The 19,096-nt window shown below is 40.6% G+C and carries 19 protein-coding genes; all 19 read left to right on the plus strand.

The window, feature by feature from the left end; translation table 11 throughout:
- Positions 1-4: 4 nt before the first annotated feature.
- The 19 genes from fliR (at position 5) to dxr (ending at position 19,012) form a co-directional block, all read left to right on the plus strand.
- The gene (gene fliR, locus RSX31_RS03090) at positions 5-781 is read left to right on the plus strand and encodes a flagellar biosynthetic protein FliR (protein WP_315633243.1); all 777 of its coding nucleotides are present in this window, start codon (positions 5-7) and stop codon (positions 779-781) included.
- Position 782: 1 nt separating this feature from the next.
- Entirely contained in the window at positions 783-1,865 is a 1,083-nt protein-coding gene (gene flhB, locus RSX31_RS03095; protein ID WP_148993618.1) for a flagellar biosynthesis protein FlhB, read from the plus strand.
- An 18-nt stretch (positions 1,866-1,883) separates the two neighbouring features.
- On the plus strand, positions 1,884-3,920 hold the full coding sequence (flhA, locus tag RSX31_RS03100; protein WP_148968752.1) for a flagellar biosynthesis protein FlhA: 2,037 nt from the start codon (positions 1,884-1,886) through the stop codon (positions 3,918-3,920).
- Positions 3,917-5,074 (plus strand): flagellar biosynthesis protein FlhF, encoded by a 1,158-nt coding sequence (gene flhF, locus RSX31_RS03105; protein ID WP_315633244.1) that lies wholly within the window; start codon positions 3,917-3,919, stop codon positions 5,072-5,074. The genes flhA and flhF overlap by 4 nt, the downstream gene beginning before the upstream one ends.
- Positions 5,055-5,915 (plus strand): MinD/ParA family protein, encoded by an 861-nt coding sequence (locus RSX31_RS03110; RefSeq protein WP_148993620.1) that lies wholly within the window; start codon positions 5,055-5,057, stop codon positions 5,913-5,915. The genes flhF and RSX31_RS03110 overlap by 20 nt, the downstream gene beginning before the upstream one ends.
- A 9-nt stretch (positions 5,916-5,924) precedes the next feature.
- On the plus strand, positions 5,925-6,995 hold the full coding sequence (locus RSX31_RS03115; RefSeq protein WP_315633245.1) for a protein-glutamate methylesterase/protein-glutamine glutaminase: 1,071 nt from the start codon (positions 5,925-5,927) through the stop codon (positions 6,993-6,995).
- Between the two features lie 15 nt (positions 6,996-7,010).
- Positions 7,011-9,035, plus strand: coding sequence for a chemotaxis protein CheA (locus RSX31_RS03120; RefSeq protein WP_315633246.1), 2,025 nt, complete (start codon positions 7,011-7,013; stop codon positions 9,033-9,035).
- Positions 9,036-9,047: 12 nt separating this feature from the next.
- On the plus strand, positions 9,048-9,494 hold the full coding sequence (locus RSX31_RS03125) for a chemotaxis protein CheW (RefSeq protein ID WP_148993623.1): 447 nt from the start codon (positions 9,048-9,050) through the stop codon (positions 9,492-9,494).
- A gap of 15 nt (positions 9,495-9,509) precedes the next feature.
- Positions 9,510-10,145: a chemotaxis protein CheC gene (locus tag RSX31_RS03130; RefSeq protein WP_148993624.1), complete on the plus strand. Its 636-nt coding sequence runs from the start codon at positions 9,510-9,512 to the stop codon at positions 10,143-10,145.
- Positions 10,146-10,183: 38 nt separating this feature from the next.
- Positions 10,184-10,639 carry a chemotaxis protein CheD gene (locus tag RSX31_RS03135; RefSeq protein WP_315633249.1) on the plus strand — a complete coding sequence of 152 codons (456 nt, stop codon included), beginning with the start codon at positions 10,184-10,186 and terminating at the stop codon, positions 10,637-10,639.
- Positions 10,640-10,758: 119 nt separating this feature from the next.
- Positions 10,759-11,517 carry a FliA/WhiG family RNA polymerase sigma factor gene (locus tag RSX31_RS03140; RefSeq protein WP_148993626.1) on the plus strand — a complete coding sequence of 253 codons (759 nt, stop codon included), beginning with the start codon at positions 10,759-10,761 and terminating at the stop codon, positions 11,515-11,517.
- Between the two features lie 142 nt (positions 11,518-11,659).
- Positions 11,660-12,184 (plus strand): DUF6115 domain-containing protein, encoded by a 525-nt coding sequence (locus RSX31_RS03145; protein ID WP_315633250.1) that lies wholly within the window; start codon positions 11,660-11,662, stop codon positions 12,182-12,184.
- 158 nt (positions 12,185-12,342) lie between these two features.
- Positions 12,343-13,050: a 30S ribosomal protein S2 gene (gene rpsB / locus RSX31_RS03150; RefSeq protein ID WP_034760179.1), complete on the plus strand. Its 708-nt coding sequence runs from the start codon at positions 12,343-12,345 to the stop codon at positions 13,048-13,050.
- 149 nt (positions 13,051-13,199) lie between these two features.
- Entirely contained in the window at positions 13,200-14,081 is an 882-nt protein-coding gene (gene tsf / locus RSX31_RS03155; protein ID WP_148968762.1) for a translation elongation factor Ts, read from the plus strand.
- Positions 14,082-14,163: 82 nt separating this feature from the next.
- Complete coding sequence (gene pyrH, locus RSX31_RS03160; protein WP_148968763.1) at positions 14,164-14,889, plus strand: UMP kinase; 726 nt, start codon at positions 14,164-14,166, stop codon at positions 14,887-14,889.
- A complete protein-coding gene (gene frr / locus RSX31_RS03165) occupies positions 14,889-15,446 on the plus strand; it encodes a ribosome recycling factor (protein WP_148968764.1) in 558 nt (185 codons plus the stop codon). The genes pyrH and frr overlap by 1 nt, the downstream gene beginning before the upstream one ends.
- Positions 15,447-16,258: 812 nt before the next feature.
- Positions 16,259-17,050, plus strand: a complete 792-nt coding sequence (locus RSX31_RS03170; protein ID WP_148993628.1) for an isoprenyl transferase — start codon at positions 16,259-16,261, stop codon at positions 17,048-17,050.
- A complete protein-coding gene (locus RSX31_RS03175; protein WP_148968766.1) occupies positions 17,050-17,835 on the plus strand; it encodes a phosphatidate cytidylyltransferase in 786 nt (261 codons plus the stop codon). The genes RSX31_RS03170 and RSX31_RS03175 overlap by 1 nt, the downstream gene beginning before the upstream one ends.
- Positions 17,836-17,869: 34 nt before the next feature.
- Positions 17,870-19,012, plus strand: a complete 1,143-nt coding sequence (dxr, locus tag RSX31_RS03180) for a 1-deoxy-D-xylulose-5-phosphate reductoisomerase (RefSeq protein ID WP_148968828.1) — start codon at positions 17,870-17,872, stop codon at positions 19,010-19,012.
- The last annotated feature ends 84 nt before the right edge of the window (positions 19,013-19,096 follow it).

Raw genomic sequence — 19,096 nt, forward strand, 5'->3', positions numbered from 1 at the left:
GAGAATGGAAGAGCTTGTACCCATTCTATCGGTATACTTACTAGTGTTTGTAAGGGTTTCGGCTTTTTTTGTCACGATGCCGCTGTTTTCATACCGTAACATACCCGCACAACATCGGATCGCTTTCTCGGTGGTACTCTCCTGGGTCATGTACTATACGATTGAATCTACGTCATTTGAAATCAACGGCCACTATTTTTTGCTGATCATGAAAGAAGCCATGATCGGACTTCTCATCGGTTTTGTTGCCTATATGATCGTCACGGCCATTCAGATAGCCGGTGGGTTTATAGATTTTCAAATGGGGTTTGCCATTGCCAATGTGATCGATCCCCAAACAGGAGCTCAAAGCCCCTTGATGGGACAGTATCTATATACATTTGCACTTCTTTTATTGCTTGCTCTCGATGGTCATCATCTGCTCCTGGATGGAATTTTTTATAGTTATCAGCTGATCCCGATTGATAGTCCATGGATACCTTTTGGAGATGAGAGATTAATTGACTATGTCATGAGATCTTTTAACTCAATGTTCATCATTGCTTTTCAAATGTCGATTCCTGTTGTCGCAACGCTGTTCCTTGTAGATGTGGCCTTGGGGATTGTGGCTCGTACTGTACCGCAGTTGAACGTCTTCGTCGTAGGGTTTCCTATCAAGATTGCCGTTGCATTTATCGTGTTGTTTATTGTAATGGGAGTGATGTTTGCTGTCATGCAGCAGCTTTTTGAAATGATGTTCGTGACCATGAGAGATTTAATGAAAATTATTGGAGGCACATAAATTGAAGTGGTTATCATTAGACCTGCAGTTTTTCAGTGGGGAAAAGACGGAGAAAGCGACTCCGAAAAAAAGGGACGACGCGCGGAAAAAAGGACAAACAGCTAAAAGCCAGGATGTGAATACAGCAATTATCCTCCTTGCCGTTTTTTTATTCCTTACATTCAGTGCTTCATATATTGGAAATATTGTGTTCGATCTCTTCAATCAAACCTTTCAGGAATATATGCTGATGGAACTGACAGAGAATACAGTTCAAGTCATAACCATGGATATTATGAAAGAGCTTGCGTTACTTCTCGGACCGATTATGTTAGTGGCCTTACTTGCCGGATTGTTTTCGAATTATATTCAAGTAGGAGTCATGTTCACCACGAAACCGCTGGAGCCGAAGCTTGAAAAGATTGATCCGATTAAAGGGTTCAAGCGCATCTTTTCTTTAAGAGCAATCGTTGAACTATTAAAATCCATTTTGAAAATTTCATTTGTTGGGGCAATCACCTTTGTCATTCTCTGGATGAATATTGATCAAGTGTTAAGCTTATCGTTTAAATCAGTGGGGGATTCATTAGCGACGATGGCGAGCTTAACTGTCCAAATGGGAATCGCTGCATCACTGGCGTTACTATTCTTATCATTATTCGATTTTCTTTATCAGAAATATGATTTTGAAAAAAATATTCGAATGTCAAAGCAGGATCTAAAAGATGAACATAAAAACATCGAGGGTGATCCTCTAATTAAATCCAAAATTAAGCAAAGACAGCGTGAAATGGCCATGAGACGCATGATGCAGGAAGTTCCTGAAGCAGATGTGGTGATTACAAACCCTACTCACTTTGCCATTGCTCTTAAATACGATGAGAATAAAATGGATGCTCCTTATGTAGTGGCGAAAGGCGTTGACTATCTAGCGCAGAAGATTAAATATATCGCGAATGAAAACGACGTGGTTATGGTGGAAAATCGTCCTTTAGCCCGGTCCCTTTACGACTCGGCTGAAATAGGCGATGCAGTACCTGAAGAATTTTTCAAAGCAGTTGCAGAAATTTTAGCTTATGTTTACCGAATAAAAAATCAAATGTAAGCAGTTAGGAGAGAAATAATGTCAGCAAGAGATTTATCCGTACTAGCCAGTGTCATATTGATCGTTGCCATGCTTATCATCCCGTTCCCATCCTGGTTATTAAGCTTATTGATCATCGTAAATATTTCACTTGCACTCCTTGTACTCCTAACCTCGATGAATATGAATGAACCATTGCAATTTTCGATATTCCCTTCCCTATTATTATTGTTAACACTTTTTCGATTAGGTCTAAATGTTTCCACAACGAGATCGATCCTTAGTAAAGGTGAAGCAGGGGACGTTGTGGAAACCTTTGGAACATTCGTTGTAGGAGGAAATATCCTCGTCGGCCTAGTTGTATTCATCATCCTCATCGTGATTCAATTTATTGTCATAACAAAAGGATCTGAGCGTGTGTCCGAGGTCGCGGCGAGATTTACACTCGACGCGATGCCTGGTAAGCAGATGAGTATAGACGCGGATTTGAATGCAGGGATGATTTCAGAGCATGATGCCAGAAATCGTCGGGAAAAAGTAGGTCGGGAAGCAGATTTCTATGGTGCCATGGACGGGGCTTCCAAGTTTGTTAAGGGAGATGCCATAGCTGGAATAGTCATTGTCATGATCAATTTAATCTTCGGTATTATTATCGGCATGACACAACAAGGGCTGCCTATTGCCGAAGCGGCAACCCGTTATTCCTTACTTACAGTCGGAGATGGAATCGTCAGTCAGATACCTGCCCTGTTGATCTCAACCGCTACGGGCATCGTGGTGACACGAGCCGCATCTGAAGGAAATCTGGGACAAGATATCATGAATCAGCTACTTGCTTATCCTGCAATGCTGTATGTAGCTGCCTTCACGATCTTCATGCTGGGTGTAGCAACTCCTATTAATGATATCTTAACCATTCCAGTGGCAGCCTTATTAGCGATAGGGGCCTACATGCTTTCAAGGTCACCGAAGGAAACTGAATCCGACATGATGGAAATGGAAGAAGAAGTAGAGCAGGACGAAATGAAAAGTCCGGAGAGTGTCGTGAACTTACTGAATGTTGATCCGATTGAATTTGAGTTCGGCTATGGTCTGATTCCCCTTGCCGATACGAATCAGGGAGGAGATCTCCTTGACCGGATTGTAATGATACGCCGTCAATTAGCGATAGAGCTTGGGCTGGTCATACCTGTAGTAAGGATTCGGGATAACATACAACTTCAACCGAATGAATATCGTTTGAAAATCAAAGGCAATGAGATGGCCCGTGGAGAGCTTTTGCTTGATCATTATTTAGCCATGAGTCCAGGTGTGGAGGATGATTCCATTGAGGGAATTGATACAATCGAGCCATCATTCGGTCTTCCGGCTAAATGGATTTCAGAAGAAATGAAAGAGCAGGCAGAAATATTCGGATATACGGTTGTGGATCCGCCGTCAGTGGTGTCGACCCACATAACCGAAATGATTAAAACAAATGCCCATGAACTACTGGGCAGGCAGGAGACGAAACAGCTCATTGATCACCTGCAGGACTCCTACCCGATATTAGTGGAAGAAGTGACGCCGAATCCTTTAACAGTAGGTGAAGTACAAAAAGTATTAGCCAAGTTGTTAAAGGAAAATGTGTCTATCAGAAATTTGCCGATTATTTTTGAAACACTTGCTGATTATGCCAAAATGAGTTCAGATACAGATCTTTTAGCTGAATATGTCAGGCAGTCGTTGGCAAGGCAAATCACCAGTCAATATGTTCAAGGAGATGCTTCCTTAAAGGTTGTGACTATGTCGGGAAAGGTTGAAAAATTGATTGCCGACGCCATTCAACAAACGGAACATGGAAATTATTTATCCATGGATCCAAACGATTCTCAAGGAATCCTTGAGGCAGTCGCATCACAAATGGAGCAGTTGTCTCTTATGGAGGAGTCACCGATCATTCTGTGTTCCCCGGCTGTGAGAATGTACGTAAGACAATTGACAGAAAGGTATTTTCCTCAAGTACCGATCATTTCATATAACGAATTAGAAGCAAATGTAGAAGTTCAAAGTTTAGGGGTGGTGAATGTCGGATGAAAGTAAAGAAATATGCAGCGCCTTCCATGAATGAGGCAATGAAAAAGGTAAGATCTGAATTAGGGGATGATGCCGTCATCCTAAACTCTAAAGTAGCATATACGGGCGGTTTCATAGGGTTATTCAAAAAGAAAATGATTGAAGTCATTGCTGCCATTGATCCAGAGGTTGAGAGTGAAAGGTTAGAGATGAGTAGAATGAAAGCGACATATGCACCAATCGCTCCTCCTTCTCCATCCGAAAAAAAATACGAAGTACCTAATAAATTGGTAGAGTCAGAATTAAAAGAACTAAAACAAATGATCTCTACTATTAAATCAAAAAATCAATTCGAGAAATTCCCTGAAGATGTTCAAGAAATCTTGCTATTCCTTAAAAATCATGACATCAGTGATACAACTCTCTTCCGATTGGGCGACTACCTTGAAGAGAGAATCAAGAGTGGATTTCTTCCTGGGAACAATCGAAATGAATGGGCTAAACAGGAAGTCCAACATTTTCTGGATGGTCTTCTGCAAGGAATCGCTCTTGGGGGTATGAGTTACAAGAAGAAATACATTAACGTCATAGGCCCAACAGGTGTGGGGAAAACAACTACTTTAGCGAAAATGGCGGCTGAAGCAGTCATTGAGAAACGGATGAAAATAGCTTTCATCACGACAGATACATATCGTATTGCAGCGATCGAGCAATTAAAGACGTATGCAGGTCTGTTGAATGTTCCAGTTGAAGTAGTCTATAAAATAGAAGACTTTAAAAAAGCAATCGATAAATTCCAGGACTACGACCATGTCTTCATTGATACTGCAGGCAGGAATTTCAGGGAAAAGAAATATGTAGAGGATTTGCGGGGAATTATTGACTTCGACCACCACATGGAGACGTTCCTGGTTCTTTCCCTGACGAGCAAGGACAGGGATATGAAGGAAATCATTTCACAGTTTTCTTCAATTGGCATTGATCGGTTTATTTTCACGAAACTAGATGAAACATCCAGTTACGGTTCTATGATCAATATGATGACAGAGGTGAAAATCGGTACATCTTATGTAACGATCGGTCAGGATGTACCGGAGGATATTACCGAGGTAAATGTTGAAGAAATAAGTCATTTACTAATGAAAGGATTTCGATATGAAAGATCAAGCATATAACCTAAGGAGGAAAATGCTCATCGGCGACTCTTCTCCCGCTAAAACGATTGCAGTAGTAAGCGGAAAGGGTGGGGTTGGGAAATCGAATATCTCCACGAACCTTTCCGTTTTGCTTGGTAAAGAAAATAAGAAAGTATTATTAGTGGACCTGGATATAGGCATGGGAAATATTCATATTTTACTAGGAAGTCATCATTCCTACTCAATCATGGATTACATTGAGGAAAAAGAACTAGATATCGGCAAGGTTATATGTGAAAATGTTCATGGCATCTCCTACATTAGTGGGGGGAATGGCCTGAAAAATATAGTGGAGTGGAAAGAGAAGCAGATAGAACGTTTTTTTGAAGTGATGGAGCATGCAGTTCAAAAGTATGATTACATACTTTTTGACATGGGTGCAGGAGCTACGAAAGAGACGTTGGAATTTCTCTTGGCGATGGACGAAATCATTGTTGTCACGACACCTGAACCTACCTCGATTACAGATGCTTACTCAATGATGAAATATATATATATGAGGGATCAAGAGAAACAGTTCTATCTGATATGTAATCGGGCAGAATTCAAGAAGGAAGGTCTTGAAACGATCACGAGATTACAAGAAACCGTGAGGAAATTCCTCCATAAAGAGATTGTTTCTCTTGGAGTCTTACCTGAAGATTCAACAGTAAGGAAGGCGGTCATTCATCAAACACCCTTAGTCGTCGGATACCCAGCTTCTGCCATGACTTTAAATCTGCGTACGATGTTGCATCACCTTGTCGGGGGACCTTATCGTCCAGTTGCGAAACAGGCAGGCTTTTTAAAGAGTATGAAAAATTTATTTTTTGGGAGGTAAAATTCCTGAATGAAAAAAGTTCTAGTTGTTGATGATTCAGCATTTATGAGAAAACTTATTGGTGATTTTCTAACAGCCTCCAAACAGCTAGAAGTGATAGGAATTGCTAGAAATGGAGAAGACGCGATCTCAAAAATCAAAAAATTCCGTCCCGACGTCGTGACCCTTGACGTGGAAATGCCAAAGATGAATGGAATAGAAGCCTTAAGGAGAATCATGGTGGAATGTCCGGTACCTGTCGTGATGCTCTCATCTACAACCAAAGAGGGGGCGGAAGAGACTGTCAAAGCCATGGAGCTTGGAGCAGTTGATTTTATCGCGAAACCTTCAGGAACCATTTCATTGGACCTTCATAAAGTTCAAGATGAAATGGTTGAAAAAGTAATATCGGCAAGCAAGGTGAACATGACGAAAATAACAAGCGCATTTCGAAAAAGGACAGGGACAAGTGAATCTGCAAATGGAGGTGTACCACCGTTACTTTCAGAACATATATGGACCCGGGATTCACCGAAATTGATCCTTATTGGGACATCAACAGGAGGGCCACGCGCTTTACAGCAGGTGCTGACAGAACTATCTCCTAAACTGGATGCACCAGTGGTCGTGGTGCAGCACATGCCACCCGGTTTTACCAACTCACTGGCCAATCGGCTAGATGGTCAATCAGCCATTAAAGTGAAGGAAGCGGAGCATGAAGAAATCCTCCAAAAAGGAACAGCATATATAGCACCGGGTGGTTTTCAAACGAAGGTGGTCGAGGAAGGAACAAATTTAGCTTTTGAACTATCAAAAGAAGCACCACGAAATGGTCACAGACCTTCCGTGGACGTATTGTTTGAATCCGCAAGCCTGCTTCGGAATTATGGCAAAATAGCTGTCATTATGACGGGGATGGGCTCCGATGGCACTGAAGGATTGAGCAGGCTTAAAGAAACAGGTGAAGTGAGAGCCATTGCAGAATCAAAAGAGACTTGTATTGTGTTTGGAATGCCGAAATCGGCTATCGCTACAAATTTAGTGGACAGCGTGGAACATATCGAGGATATTTCTCGAACTATTATGAAGTACATGTTGTAGAGAGGTGTGGAGCACATGGAATTGAGTCAATATTTAGAAGTTTTTATTGAAGAGAGTAAGGAAAATCTACAAACCTGTAATGAGCAATTACTGGAATTGGAGAAAAACCCTGAAAACCTGACGATTGTTAATGAAATTTTTCGTTCAGCTCACACGTTAAAAGGAATGTCTGCAACGATGGGGTACGAAGATTTAGCAAACCTTACCCATAAAATGGAGAATGTTCTGGATGCTATACGTAACGAAAAAATTAAAGTGACACCCGAAATATTGGATGTAGTGTTTAAATCCGTTGACGACCTGGAAGCAATGGTGTTTTCTATCGCGGACGGCGGAGATGGGAAACGGGACGTGACGGAAGTAGTCACCCTTCTCCAAGCAATTGAAAAGGGTGAAAATATACAATCCGCAAGTAATGAAGCTGCCGCAACCATAGCCCCTGAAATACATACATTGTCCATGAAGTACGAAGCATTCGAACAAACGGTTATTCAGCAATCTTTTGAGCAGGGGTTCCGTTGCTTTGAAATTACCGTTTCCTTGAGGGATGATTGTCTGTTAAAAGCGGCAAGAGTATATATGGTTTTCGAAGTGTTGGAAAAACTCGGGGAAGTCATTAAATCTTTCCCTACCGTAGATCAGCTGGAAGAAGAACAGTTCGACCATTCCTTTGTTATAGCAGTTGTGTCAAAAGAGGATGCAAGTGACATAGAAAAGAGTATACGTAACGTCTCTGAGGTAGAAGAAGTCACTTTAATGGAATTGACGTCACATCATATTCACAACAATGAAGTGAATGGATTGGAGGAACAGTCGGGAGAAGTTGTTGTAAAAGAAAAGGAAGACACGATACCTAAAGAAGCGAATTCAACATCAAGACAATCGAATGCTTCGAGCAAAACGATACGTGTAAACATTGAGCGACTGGATGTACTGATGAACCTTTTTGAAGAACTTGTCATTGATAGAGGGAGATTGGAACAGATCTCAAAAGATTTGAACAATCCGGAATTAAATGAAACGGTTGAAAGAATGACACGAATTTCCGGAGACTTACAAAGCATCATCCTCACTATGCGGATGGTTCCTGTAGAAACGGTATTTAACCGCTTTCCCCGCATGGTAAGGCAGCTTGCAAGAGATTTAAATAAGAAGATTGAATTAGAAATCATAGGGGCAGAAACAGAACTTGATCGGACGGTGATCGATGAAATAGGAGATCCACTCGTCCACTTAATTCGAAATGCCCTGGATCACGGAATTGAAATGCCTGAAGTTCGTTCGAAAAATGGCAAGCCTGAGCAAGGCACGGTCAAGCTGAAAGCTTTTCATAGCGGAAATCATGTATTTATTGAACTTGAAGATGATGGTGCAGGTATTAATAAACAGCGAGTGATGGAGAAAGCGATTCAAAAAGGAATTGTAACAGAAGAAGTGGCCCAAACCTTATCTGATAGACAAATCTATGAACTTATCCTGGCTTCAGGATTTTCAACTGCCGATCAAATCTCAGATATCTCTGGCAGAGGTGTTGGATTGGATGTAGTTAAAGCGACGATTGAGTCATTAGGTGGTGCCATTACAATCGACTCCAGTGCTGGTGAAGGATCATTGTTTTCTATCCAATTGCCATTAACGCTTTCGATTATATCTGTCATGCTTGTCGAAATTGAAGATGAGAAATACGCAATCCCGCTTTCTTCCATTATAGAGACTGCCATAGTCAAAAAAGGCGAGATCATGAATGCGCATAATCAAAGAGTGATAGATTTCAGAGGCAAGGTAGTTCCGTTGTTATTCCTGGAGGATGTATTCGAAGTTCCTAAAGATTCAAAAGATGAAGAGTTTTATTCTGTCGTCGTTGTACGCAAAGGAGAAAAAATGGCAGGGTTAGTAGTGGATTCATTTATTGGTCAACAGGAAATCGTCCTAAAATCTTTAGGGAATTATCTTAATGATGTATTTGCCATTTCAGGTGCAACCATATTGGGTGATGGGCAGGTAGCGCTGATTGTAGATTGCAATGCATTGATTAAATAGGAGGTAAGGGAAATGAGTGTAGTGTCAGAGACGTCGGAAGACCTAAAGCTTATCGTATTTCAATTGGTGGATAAAGAGTATGCCATTCCTGTTGATCAGGTCCGTTCAATTGAGAAGCTGGAGCATATTACGAGAGTACCTAGAACGCCTTCCTATGTTAAAGGTGTCATAAATTTACGTGGTGTCGTTACCCCCATCATAGATTTGAGAAGTCGGTTCGAATTATCCTCTTCTGAGCCAACCGAGAGCACCCGTGTGATTATCGTAGGTTTAGAGGATAAAGAAGTAGGATTGATTGTTGATGCTGCAAATGATGTGTTGGATGTAGAAAGAGAAATGATTGAACCTTCTCCGGAAGTTGTCGGGGTAGTAGAAGCAGAGTACATTGGTGGAGTAGTAAAGCAAAATAAACGATTATTGATTCTACTTCATTTAGACAAAATACTGCAATCCATCTAAGGAGAACAAATACGAATGGGTTATGAGAAGAAAATATCGTCAATGCACTTAGATATTTTGAAAGAAATCGGAAATATTGGAGCGGGGCATGCAGCAACTGCCCTCTCTACTCTTCTGGATAAGAAAATTGACATGAAGGTACCCAGTGTCCAGGTCGTTACATTCGATGAAATGATGGATATGGCAGGAGGACCGGATAATGTGGTTGTAAGTGTGTTCTTAAGAATTGAAGGGGATGCACCGGGAAGTATGTTTTTTTTATTGCCTCTTGAACAAGCTTCTACTTATATTCGAACAATGATACAGGATCGTTCGTTTTCCTTTAGTGAACCACCGTATTCAGAATTAGGTTTATCAGCCATGCAAGAGTTAGGGAATATTCTCTCAGGTTCATATTTGTCTTCCTTATCCGACTTTACAAGTCTTAAGCTATTACCTTCTGTTCCCGCTTTATCTGTAGATATGGCTGGTGCCATTATCGGTTTTGGCTTGCTGGAAATTTCTCAGGTAAGTGATTATGCCATCGTCATAGATACAGCATTAAAAGAAGAAGAGTTAGAGAAATCAGAAAGTGTGAAAGGTCACTTCTTCCTCTTGCCGGATCCCGATTCATTTGAAATCATCTTCCAATCCCTCGGTGTGAAGCTATGATTGGAGTGGACACAGTGGTAAGGGTGGGTATTGCAGATATGAATATCGTAAGTAAGGGAAGTTCAATTCGCACATCGGGCTTAGGTTCTTGTATTGGGGTGGTATTATACGATGAACTTATCAAATTGGCGGGTATGGTACACGTCATGCTCCCTCATTCGTCGTTAGGGAAAGAGCCTTCCGTGAACTTAGCTAAATATGCAGACACTGGAGTAGATGAACTCATTCGACAACTGAGAGAACGGGGTGCGAAAGTTGAGAGACTTAAGTGCAAAATGGCGGGTGGTGCACAAATGTTTCAATTCAAATCAAAAAGCGATGTGATGAGGATAGGCCCAAGGAATGCTGAAGCGGTCAAAGAGGCTCTCTTGAAGCATCGAGTGCCAATTATAGCAGAGGATTTGGGTGGTAATAAAGGGAGGACCATCGAATTCTTCACGTCGACTGGGATCCTTCATGTTCGCACGGTAAATGAAGAAACAAGAGAATTATGAGTAAATGATAAGTTTTCAAGGATTAATGTAACAGGAAAGATCCATTTTCTCTCATACCATGGAGTTATATACCTTATAGCAGGTTTCAAGGAAGAAAATAGTAAGCAAGGAGGATTCTTATGTCTCAGCAACCCCCTCGAACAGATGAACAACTTTATTGGGAGAAATGGATTAACAGTCGTGATACCCAAGCAGGTGATATGTTAGTTAAGAAATATATGCCCCTTGTATCGTATCACGTTCAGAGAATTTCCGTTGGGCTGCCAAGAAACGTCTCGAGAGAAGATATTAAGAGTCTTGGGTTGATGGGTTTACTGGATGCACTTCAGAAGTTTGATCCAACAAGAGATCTGAAGTTTGATACATATGCTTCGTTCAGAGTCCGGGGAGCCATTCTCGACGGACTGAGAAAAGAAGACTGGCTACCAAGATCAACAAGAGACAGGGCGAAAAAAATCGAAGCCAAAACAGTAGAGCTGGAACAAATCTTATTACGCCACGTGACCGCCGAGGAAGTAGCCGCCTCATTAGAGATGGCTCCTGAGGAAGTATATCAAACGACCAATGAACATTTCTTTGCCAATGTCCTTTCCATGGATGAGCAACTAACCGATGAAGATCATGAATCTCAAAGCTATTCTATTAAAGATGATAAGACGATCACACCTGAGGAAGAAGTGCTGAAAGGTGAAAAGGTAACAGAGTTAGAGAAAACGATTTTAACGCTTTCTGATAAAGAGCAGCTTGTGTTAAGCTTATTTTATAAAGAGGAATTAACTTTGACGGAAATTGGGGAAGTCATGAAACTGTCAACGTCACGAATTTCACAAATACATTCCAAGGCCATTTTTAAACTGCGCAGTTTATTAGGCTCTTGAATCAACTCTATTGATTAACGGTGCACACAATGAGCCAAAACCATATATATTGATGGACTGTTCCGGCGAAATACGGTTAAATGGAGCAGTCCTTTTATATGCTTAGGAAAAAACAAAAATCAAACTAAACTAAGGTGATGACATGGTAACATTCCTGCTTTTGATATCTTTTCTTCTTACTATCGTCTCCTTGCTTGCAATTGTCATTTTATACTTAAGGCAAAATCGTTTTCTTAACATGGAGAAAGAACAAAAGAAAATGATCATGGAATTGGAAGAAATCATTTCTACTTATCTGATAGAAATGAAAGAAGAGAATGAAGAGTTCATTAGGACTTTTAATCATCATGCTAAAAGTCAAACACATATCCCTGACAATACGGACGATGAGAATGTAAACAGTTCCCCGCTTCAAACCAATCCCAAGTGGTCAGGAACCGGATATAAGCAAGCTTCAAAGGCCTATCAGCAAACACCAACACCTCAAATGGAAGCTGTCGAAAAAAAGTCGGAAGTGAAACCAACAGTAAAAACCAATAAAGATCCCCTTATCCAACAGGTTCTCTCACTTAAAAAAGAAGGGAAAGACATCGAGGAAATAGCTCAAACTCTCGGAAAAGGGAAAACGGAAATTGAGCTCCTGCTAAAATTCCGTCAAATTATGTAGGAATGTCTTGATTGGTTGGAGTAGGTGTGCTATAGTATTCATGGTGTGATTACACACGTTTCTCGATTGAGGTAGATGGTGCTATTTAAACGAATAGCTTCTACTACAAGATGACGGAAACGGAGGAGAAAACAAAAACCATTTAGGAGGAAACACACATGTCAGTAATTTCTATGAAACAATTGCTAGAAGCTGGTGTACATTTCGGACACCAAACTCGCCGTTGGAACCCAAAAATGAAGAGATACATCTTCACTGAGCGTAACGGTATCTACATCATCGACCTTCAAAAAACAGTTAAAAAGGTTGAAGAAGCGTACAACTTCGTGAAAGAATTAGCTGGTAACGGCGGTAAAGTTCTTTTCGTTGGTACGAAAAAACAAGCACAAGAGTCTGTTAAAGAAGAAGCAGAACGTGCAGGTATGTACTACATCAACCAACGTTGGTTAGGTGGAACACTTACAAACTTCGAAACAATCCAAAAACGTATTACACGTCTTAAAAACATCGAGAAGATGGAAGAAGACGGAACGTTTGAAGTACTACCTAAGAAAGAAGTAGTACAACTTAAAAAAGAACATGAGCGCTTAGTGAAATTCCTAGGCGGAATCAAAGATATGAACACGCTACCTGATGCATTATTCATCATCGACCCTCGTAAAGAGCGTATTGCTGTAGCTGAAGCTCGTAAACTTCATATCCCTATCGTGGGTATTGTAGATACAAACTGTGATCCGGATGAAATCGATGTTGTCATTCCTGCGAATGACGATGCAATCCGTGCAGTTAAGCTTCTTACAGGTAAAATGGCGGATGCTATTTTAGAAGCTAAGCAAGGTGAAGAAGCAGCTGTAGCAGCTGAGTAATGAATGGAAGGTGATAAGAGGGCTTACCCTTATCACCTTTTTTTAAAGAGTATGCACATCTACTGTACTCAATTCGAGTTACAGTACATTTTTGACTATCACCCATGAGTGATATAGTCTACATAGTTAAACTAAGGAGGAAACCCACTATGGCAATTACTGCACAAATGGTTAAAGAACTTCGTGAAAAAACTGGCGCTGGAATGATGGACTGTAAAAAAGCGTTAACTGAAACTGACGGAGATATGGACAAAGCAATTGATTTTTTACGTGAAAAAGGAATTGCAAAAGCAGCTAAAAAAGCTGATCGTATTGCAGCTGAAGGTACTACTTTCATTGCAAGCGAAGGGAATACTGCTATCATTTTCGAAGTGAATGCAGAAACTGATTTCGTTGCGAAAAACGAAAACTTCCAAAGTCTTGTTAAAGAATTAGCTGATCACTTATTAGCTAACAAACCGGCTTCTGTTGAAGTTGCTATGGAACAAAAAATGGCGAATGGTTCAACTGTAAGTGAATTCATCAACGCTGCTATCGCTAAAATCGGAGAAAAAATCACTCTACGTCGTTTTGAAATCCGTACTAAAGATGATAACGCTGCTTTCGGTGAATACCTGCACATGGGTGGCCGTATCGCTGTTCTAACAGTGGTTGAAGGTACTACAGATGCTAATGTTGCGAAAGACGTTGCTATGCACGCTGCAGCATTAAATCCTAAATATGTTTCACGTGATCAGGTTTCTGCTGAAGAAGTAGAGCGTGAGCGTGAAGTACTTAAGCAACAAGCATTAAATGAAGGTAAGCCTGAAAACATCGTTGAAAAAATGGTTGAAGGCCGCCTTGGAAAATACTTCGAGGATATCTGTATCCTGGATCAGACATTCGTTAAGAATCCAGATCAAAAGGTACGTCAATACCTTGAAGCGAATAAAGCTACTTTAACTGATTTCATCCGTTACGAAGTAGGGGAAGGTCTTGAAAAACGTCAAGACAACTTCGCTGAAGAAGTAATGAGTCAAGTTAAGAAATAATAAAAGCTAAACAATTCTTAGTAGGGAACACTTAGCGTGTTCCCTATTTTTCAAGAAAAATTCTATTTTTTTGGAGGTTCCCATGAGCGTTCCTAAATACAAACGTGTCGTTCTGAAACTTAGTGGAGAAGCATTAGCAGGTGATGATGGCTTCGGAATAAACCCTTCTGTCATTAAAAATGTAGCAGAAGAAGTAAAAGAAATTGCTGAACTTGATGTGGAAGTTGCAGTTGTCGTTGGCGGAGGTAATATTTGGCGTGGTAAGATAGGTAGTGAGATGGGAATGGATCGTGCATCTGCTGACTATATGGGGATGCTGGCTACCGTAATGAATTCTTTGGCTCTTCAAGACAGCCTTGAGCAAATTGGCATCGAAACAAGAGTTCAAACTTCAATTGATATGCGTCAAGTGGCAGAACCTTATATCAGACGCAGAGCCATCCGTCACTTAGAGAAGAAACGTGTTGTGATTTTTGCAGCAGGTACGGGAAATCCTTACTTCTCAACCGACACTACTGCGGCACTTCGAGCAGCTGAGATCGAAGCAGAAGTCATTCTGATGGCTAAAAACAACGTAGATGGTGTATATTCAGCAGATCCTAAGAAGGACGAGACGGCTGTTAAATATGAAGAACTTTCCTATTTAGATGTTTTGAAAGAAGGTTTGGCTGTAATGGATTCAACAGCATCTTCTCTTTGTATGGACAATGATATTCCACTTATTGTATTCTCTATTATGGAGGATGGGAATATTAAGAGAGCCATCACAGGTGAGAATATAGGTACAATCGTTAGGGGGAAAGCATAATGCCAAATACGATCATTACAAACGCAAAAGAAAGAATGACAAAAGCAATTCAAACATTTTCTCGTGAGTTAGCAAGTATCCGTGCAGGAAGAGCAAACGCATCTCTACTTGATAAGATTACAGTTGATTACTATGGTGCACCAACACCTGTTAACCAATTAGCAGGTATTTCAATTCCAGAGGCCCGTATGTTAGTCATCCAACCTTATGATAAATCAGCTTTAGGTGATATAGAAAAGGCGATATTGAAATCAGACTTGGGAATTACACCTACAAGTGACGGGAACATTATCCGGATCGTTGTTCCTGCATTAACGGAAGAACGCCGTAAAGAACTTGTGAAGCTAGTGAAAAAAGAAGCTGAAGATGCAAAAGTGGCGATCCGTAATATTCGTCGTGATGCAAATGATGATCTTAAGAAGAAAGAGAAAAACGGGGACATTACAGAAGATGACCTTCGTGGATACTCTGATGATGTTCAGAAAGCAACAGATGAAAGCATTGTCAAGATTGACTCTATTGCAAAAGATAAAGAACAAGAAATGTTAGAAGTATAATTAATCATATTCTAATCCTAAGGGGCTGACCTATAAGTGAACTCATATTCCTTATGGGCCGGTCCTTTTGTTTTATGCTTGTTTAGAGTGTTTATGATAGCCGGCTTCTCCAATTCTCTGATTGAATGATCTTATTCGTTTGGCTCTATTCGCAAAGATTGTTGTTTTCCAGCATAGAATCTGCCAGGGCTTTGTCAACCAGTTTATGCTGGATGGTGAGGGGAACTGTTCCGCTTGCAGCTAGCGTTCGACCGTGCCTCCTCAGCTTAGCCGAACGGGGTCCAGGCACGCCCGAAATCCGCCGGAGTCTGCGCAGATCCCCTCACTATCTTTAACAGAATTTTCATGACAGAGCTTTAAGGTGTGCAAGAAAACAATGTAACTAGAAAAAAATAATTATTCTTCCTTAAAAGGAAAATCAATCTCTACTTACCTTAAATGAGATTGTTTGCTAAAATTCTTGTTTTTATTGTTTTCCATTAAGGATACATGCTCAGAAAGTTGATTGGAGCGGAAGGATGCTCGACTCCTGCGGAAATAGCTGGACAGTTGAGACCCCGGAGGCGCAGCCGAGGAGGCTCACCGCCAGCCCCGTGGAAAGCGAGCATCCTGGAGCGGAAATCAACTATTACTTTCTCCTCTACAATAGCAACAAACTATACGAAAAGAGCCTTTCGTTTTGAGAGAAAACATCGTTTAACGTTCAAAATACATATATGAATGTACATAATCTATTTTCTTAAAGATATCTTCCTTATTTTTTGATATGATAGTAAAGGTAAATATTTTTTGGATTGTTGGTGGAGGATTTTATGCTAAACAAGCTTAAGCAATGGAAAAGACAGCAAACTTCCGAAGAAGTGGATGATCGATTTCAAGAATTAGTAAAACACCCGATTCCGGGTCATATAGCTATCATTATGGATGGTAATGGACGCTGGGCGAAAAAAAGAGCCTTACCTAGAGTCGCTGGACATCATGAAGGCATGAAATGTGTTAGAAGAATAACGAAATTGGCAAACGAATTAGGTGTAGAAGCATTAACTCTATATGCTTTTTCAACTGAAAATTGGAAACGCCCCAAAATGGAAGTTGAGTTTCTTATGAAGTTGCCAGAAGAATTTTTAGGAACCTTTCTCCCTGAATTAGTAGAAGAAAACGTTCAGGTAAAAATGATGGGTTCGCCTGATGCCTTGCCGAACCACACTAAGAAAGCTGTCACTAAGGCAATGGAGGCTACGGAGAATAATGACGGTATGATATTAAACTTTGCTTTAAATTATGGCAGCCGTTCAGAAATCATTGATTCTATGAAGCATGTCTTAAAAGATGTTCAGAATGGAATACTAGATGAGAACCAATTGAATGAAGAAGTGTTTTCAAGTTACTTGATGACGAAAGATTTAAAAGATCCAGACCTGCTTATTCGAACGAGTGGAGAAATCCGCTTAAGTAACTTTATGCTTTGGCAATTAGCTTATACAGAGTTCTTTTTTACAGACGTACTGTGGCCGGATTTTGGCAAGGAACATTTAATAGAAGCAATTGAAGCATATCAAGGTCGTTCAAGAAGATTTGGTGGGTTACAAAGCGAGGAATTATAATGAAACAAAGAATTATTACAGCAGTGATAGCTGCAGCGATATTTTTGCCAATCATCATTTTTGGTGAAACACCATTTATTATTTTAATGTATCTTATTGCTTCCATCAGCTTATATGAAGCTTTAAAGATGAGAGGGCAATGGATTTTCACCATTCCCGGGTTATTATCTTTGGCACTGTTGTGGGTGTTTTTGATCCCAACCGATGCTATCGGGATATTAGCAGACTTTGGCTATTCCAAGATCGAAATGGCTTTTCTTGCCGTGCTGCTTTTCTTAACATATACAGTAGCAACTAAGAACCGTTATACATTCGATGATGTGTCTTTTGCTCTGTTAAGCATTTTATATGTAGGAATTGGTTTCTATTACTTTATGGAGATCCGACTAGATGAGGGAGTACAGTTTGTTTTCTATGCTTTATTTATCATTTGGGCGACAGACTCAGGAGCTTATTTCATCGGAAGAGCGATGGGGAAAAAGAAGCTATGGCCTCAAATCAGTCCGAATAAAACCATCGAAGGTTTTGTTGGCGGGATTATATGTGCCATTGTAGTTGGAGTTATCATGACATTTTTCACTGATCTTGATATGTCCATTCCTAAACTTATTATTGTGACTGCAATTCTATCCGTCTTTGGACAGGTTGGAGACCTCGTCGAATCAGCTTTAAAAAGACATTACAAAGTAAAAGATTCCGGGCATTTATTACCGGGACATGGTGGAATGCTGGATCGTTTTGATAGTTTATTATTTGTGTTTCCCCTTCTTCACTTTCTTTTATAAAGGTAGAAGGCTTTTTGCGGGAGGAGTGTAGTTGTTGAAAAAGATTAGCTTAATGGGAGCTACCGGTTCTATAGGGACACAAACCCTTGATGTAATCCGTGAGCATCCTGAAGAATTCAAACTGACGGCAATGTCTGTTGGCAGAAATATAGAAGAAGCTAGAAAAATGATTCTGGAATTCAGTCCTCAATTGATATCTGTTCAACGAAAAGAGGATGCTGAATCTCTAATGAAAGAAATGTCATCTTCCGTAAAGGTTCTTTACGGGGAAGAAGGCTTGGTGGAGGTGGCTTGCCATCAGGATGCGGATGTACTTGTTAATGCAGTGCTGGGCAGTGTTGGACTTTACCCCACATTACAAGCCATCGAGGCAGGGAAAATGATTGCGATTGCCAATAAAGAAACGCTTGTAACGGCTGGACACCTGGTGATGGAGGCTGCCCGGAAAAAGAATACTCCTTTACTGCCGGTTGATAGTGAGCATTCTGCCATATTCCAAGCGCTGCAGGGAGAACAAGAAAAGAATATTGAAAAGCTGATCATTACCGCATCCGGAGGCAGTTTCAGGGATCGGACGAGAGAAGAATTAGTGGGTGTCACAGTAACAGAAGCCTTGAATCACCCGAACTGGTCAATGGGTGCAAAGATTACCATAGACTCTGCTTCAATGATGAACAAAGGGTTAGAGGTAATCGAAGCACATTGGCTATTTGATATTCCTTATGATCAAATTGAGGTGGTGCAGCATAGAGAGAGCATTATCCACTCCATGATCCAGTTCCACGATTCATCTGTGATGGCTCAGTTAGGAACTCCTGATATGCGTGTTCCGATTCAATATGCTTTAACCTATCCGGACAGGCTCATTAGACCCGGTAAAAGATTGAACTTAGTCGAAATTGGTAAGCTTCACTTTGAAGAGATGGATTTAAATCGTTTCCGCTGTCTTGCTTTTGCCTATGAAGCAGGACGGATAGGCGGAAGTATGACGACGGTACTAAATGCTGCAAATGAAGCGGCAGTTTCCATGTTCCTGGAAAATAAAATATCTTTCCTGGACATTGAAGCATATATCGAGAAGGCTATGTCTACTCATCAAGTGATACATAGACCAGATCTTGAAACCATACATGAGATAGATCAACAGACTCGACAACTCGTTTCAAGCTGGTTGTAGAGTACTTGGGCATGTTTCCATGTTCTGTAACGTAGTATGATAGTGGACATGTTTCTTACCGATACATCAAACATTTAGATCTGT

Origin of the sequence: Rossellomorea yichunensis (genome assembly GCF_032337515.1) — a bacterium.
Classification (GTDB): domain Bacteria; phylum Bacillota; class Bacilli; order Bacillales; family Bacillaceae_B; genus Rossellomorea; species Rossellomorea yichunensis.

Excerpts from the sequence above, each read along its gene's own strand:
- RSX31_RS03175 (WP_148968766.1), top strand. The coding sequence starts at position 17,050 with ATGAAACAAAGAATTATTACAGCAGTGATAGCTGCAGCGATATTTTTG.
- flhF (WP_315633244.1), top strand. The coding sequence starts at position 3,917 with ATGAAAGTAAAGAAATATGCAGCGCCTTCCATGAATGAGGCAATGAAA.
- RSX31_RS03115 (WP_315633245.1), top strand. The coding sequence starts at position 5,925 with ATGAAAAAAGTTCTAGTTGTTGATGATTCAGCATTTATGAGAAAACTT.
- frr (WP_148968764.1), top strand. The coding sequence starts at position 14,889 with ATGCCAAATACGATCATTACAAACGCAAAAGAAAGAATGACAAAAGCA.
- RSX31_RS03130 (WP_148993624.1), top strand. The coding sequence starts at position 9,510 with ATGGGTTATGAGAAGAAAATATCGTCAATGCACTTAGATATTTTGAAA.
- fliR (WP_315633243.1), top strand. The coding sequence starts at position 5 with ATGGAAGAGCTTGTACCCATTCTATCGGTATACTTACTAGTGTTTGTA.
- pyrH (WP_148968763.1), top strand. The coding sequence starts at position 14,164 with ATGAGCGTTCCTAAATACAAACGTGTCGTTCTGAAACTTAGTGGAGAA.
- flhA (WP_148968752.1), top strand. The coding sequence starts at position 1,884 with ATGTCAGCAAGAGATTTATCCGTACTAGCCAGTGTCATATTGATCGTT.
- tsf (WP_148968762.1), top strand. The coding sequence starts at position 13,200 with ATGGCAATTACTGCACAAATGGTTAAAGAACTTCGTGAAAAAACTGGC.
- RSX31_RS03125 (WP_148993623.1), top strand. The coding sequence starts at position 9,048 with ATGAGTGTAGTGTCAGAGACGTCGGAAGACCTAAAGCTTATCGTATTT.
- RSX31_RS03145 (WP_315633250.1), top strand. The coding sequence starts at position 11,660 with ATGGTAACATTCCTGCTTTTGATATCTTTTCTTCTTACTATCGTCTCC.
- rpsB (WP_034760179.1), top strand. The coding sequence starts at position 12,343 with ATGTCAGTAATTTCTATGAAACAATTGCTAGAAGCTGGTGTACATTTC.
- RSX31_RS03140 (WP_148993626.1), top strand. The coding sequence starts at position 10,759 with ATGTCTCAGCAACCCCCTCGAACAGATGAACAACTTTATTGGGAGAAA.
- RSX31_RS03120 (WP_315633246.1), top strand. The coding sequence starts at position 7,011 with ATGGAATTGAGTCAATATTTAGAAGTTTTTATTGAAGAGAGTAAGGAA.
- RSX31_RS03170 (WP_148993628.1), top strand. The coding sequence starts at position 16,259 with ATGCTAAACAAGCTTAAGCAATGGAAAAGACAGCAAACTTCCGAAGAA.
- RSX31_RS03135 (WP_315633249.1), top strand. The coding sequence starts at position 10,184 with ATGAATATCGTAAGTAAGGGAAGTTCAATTCGCACATCGGGCTTAGGT.
- RSX31_RS03110 (WP_148993620.1), top strand. The coding sequence starts at position 5,055 with ATGAAAGATCAAGCATATAACCTAAGGAGGAAAATGCTCATCGGCGAC.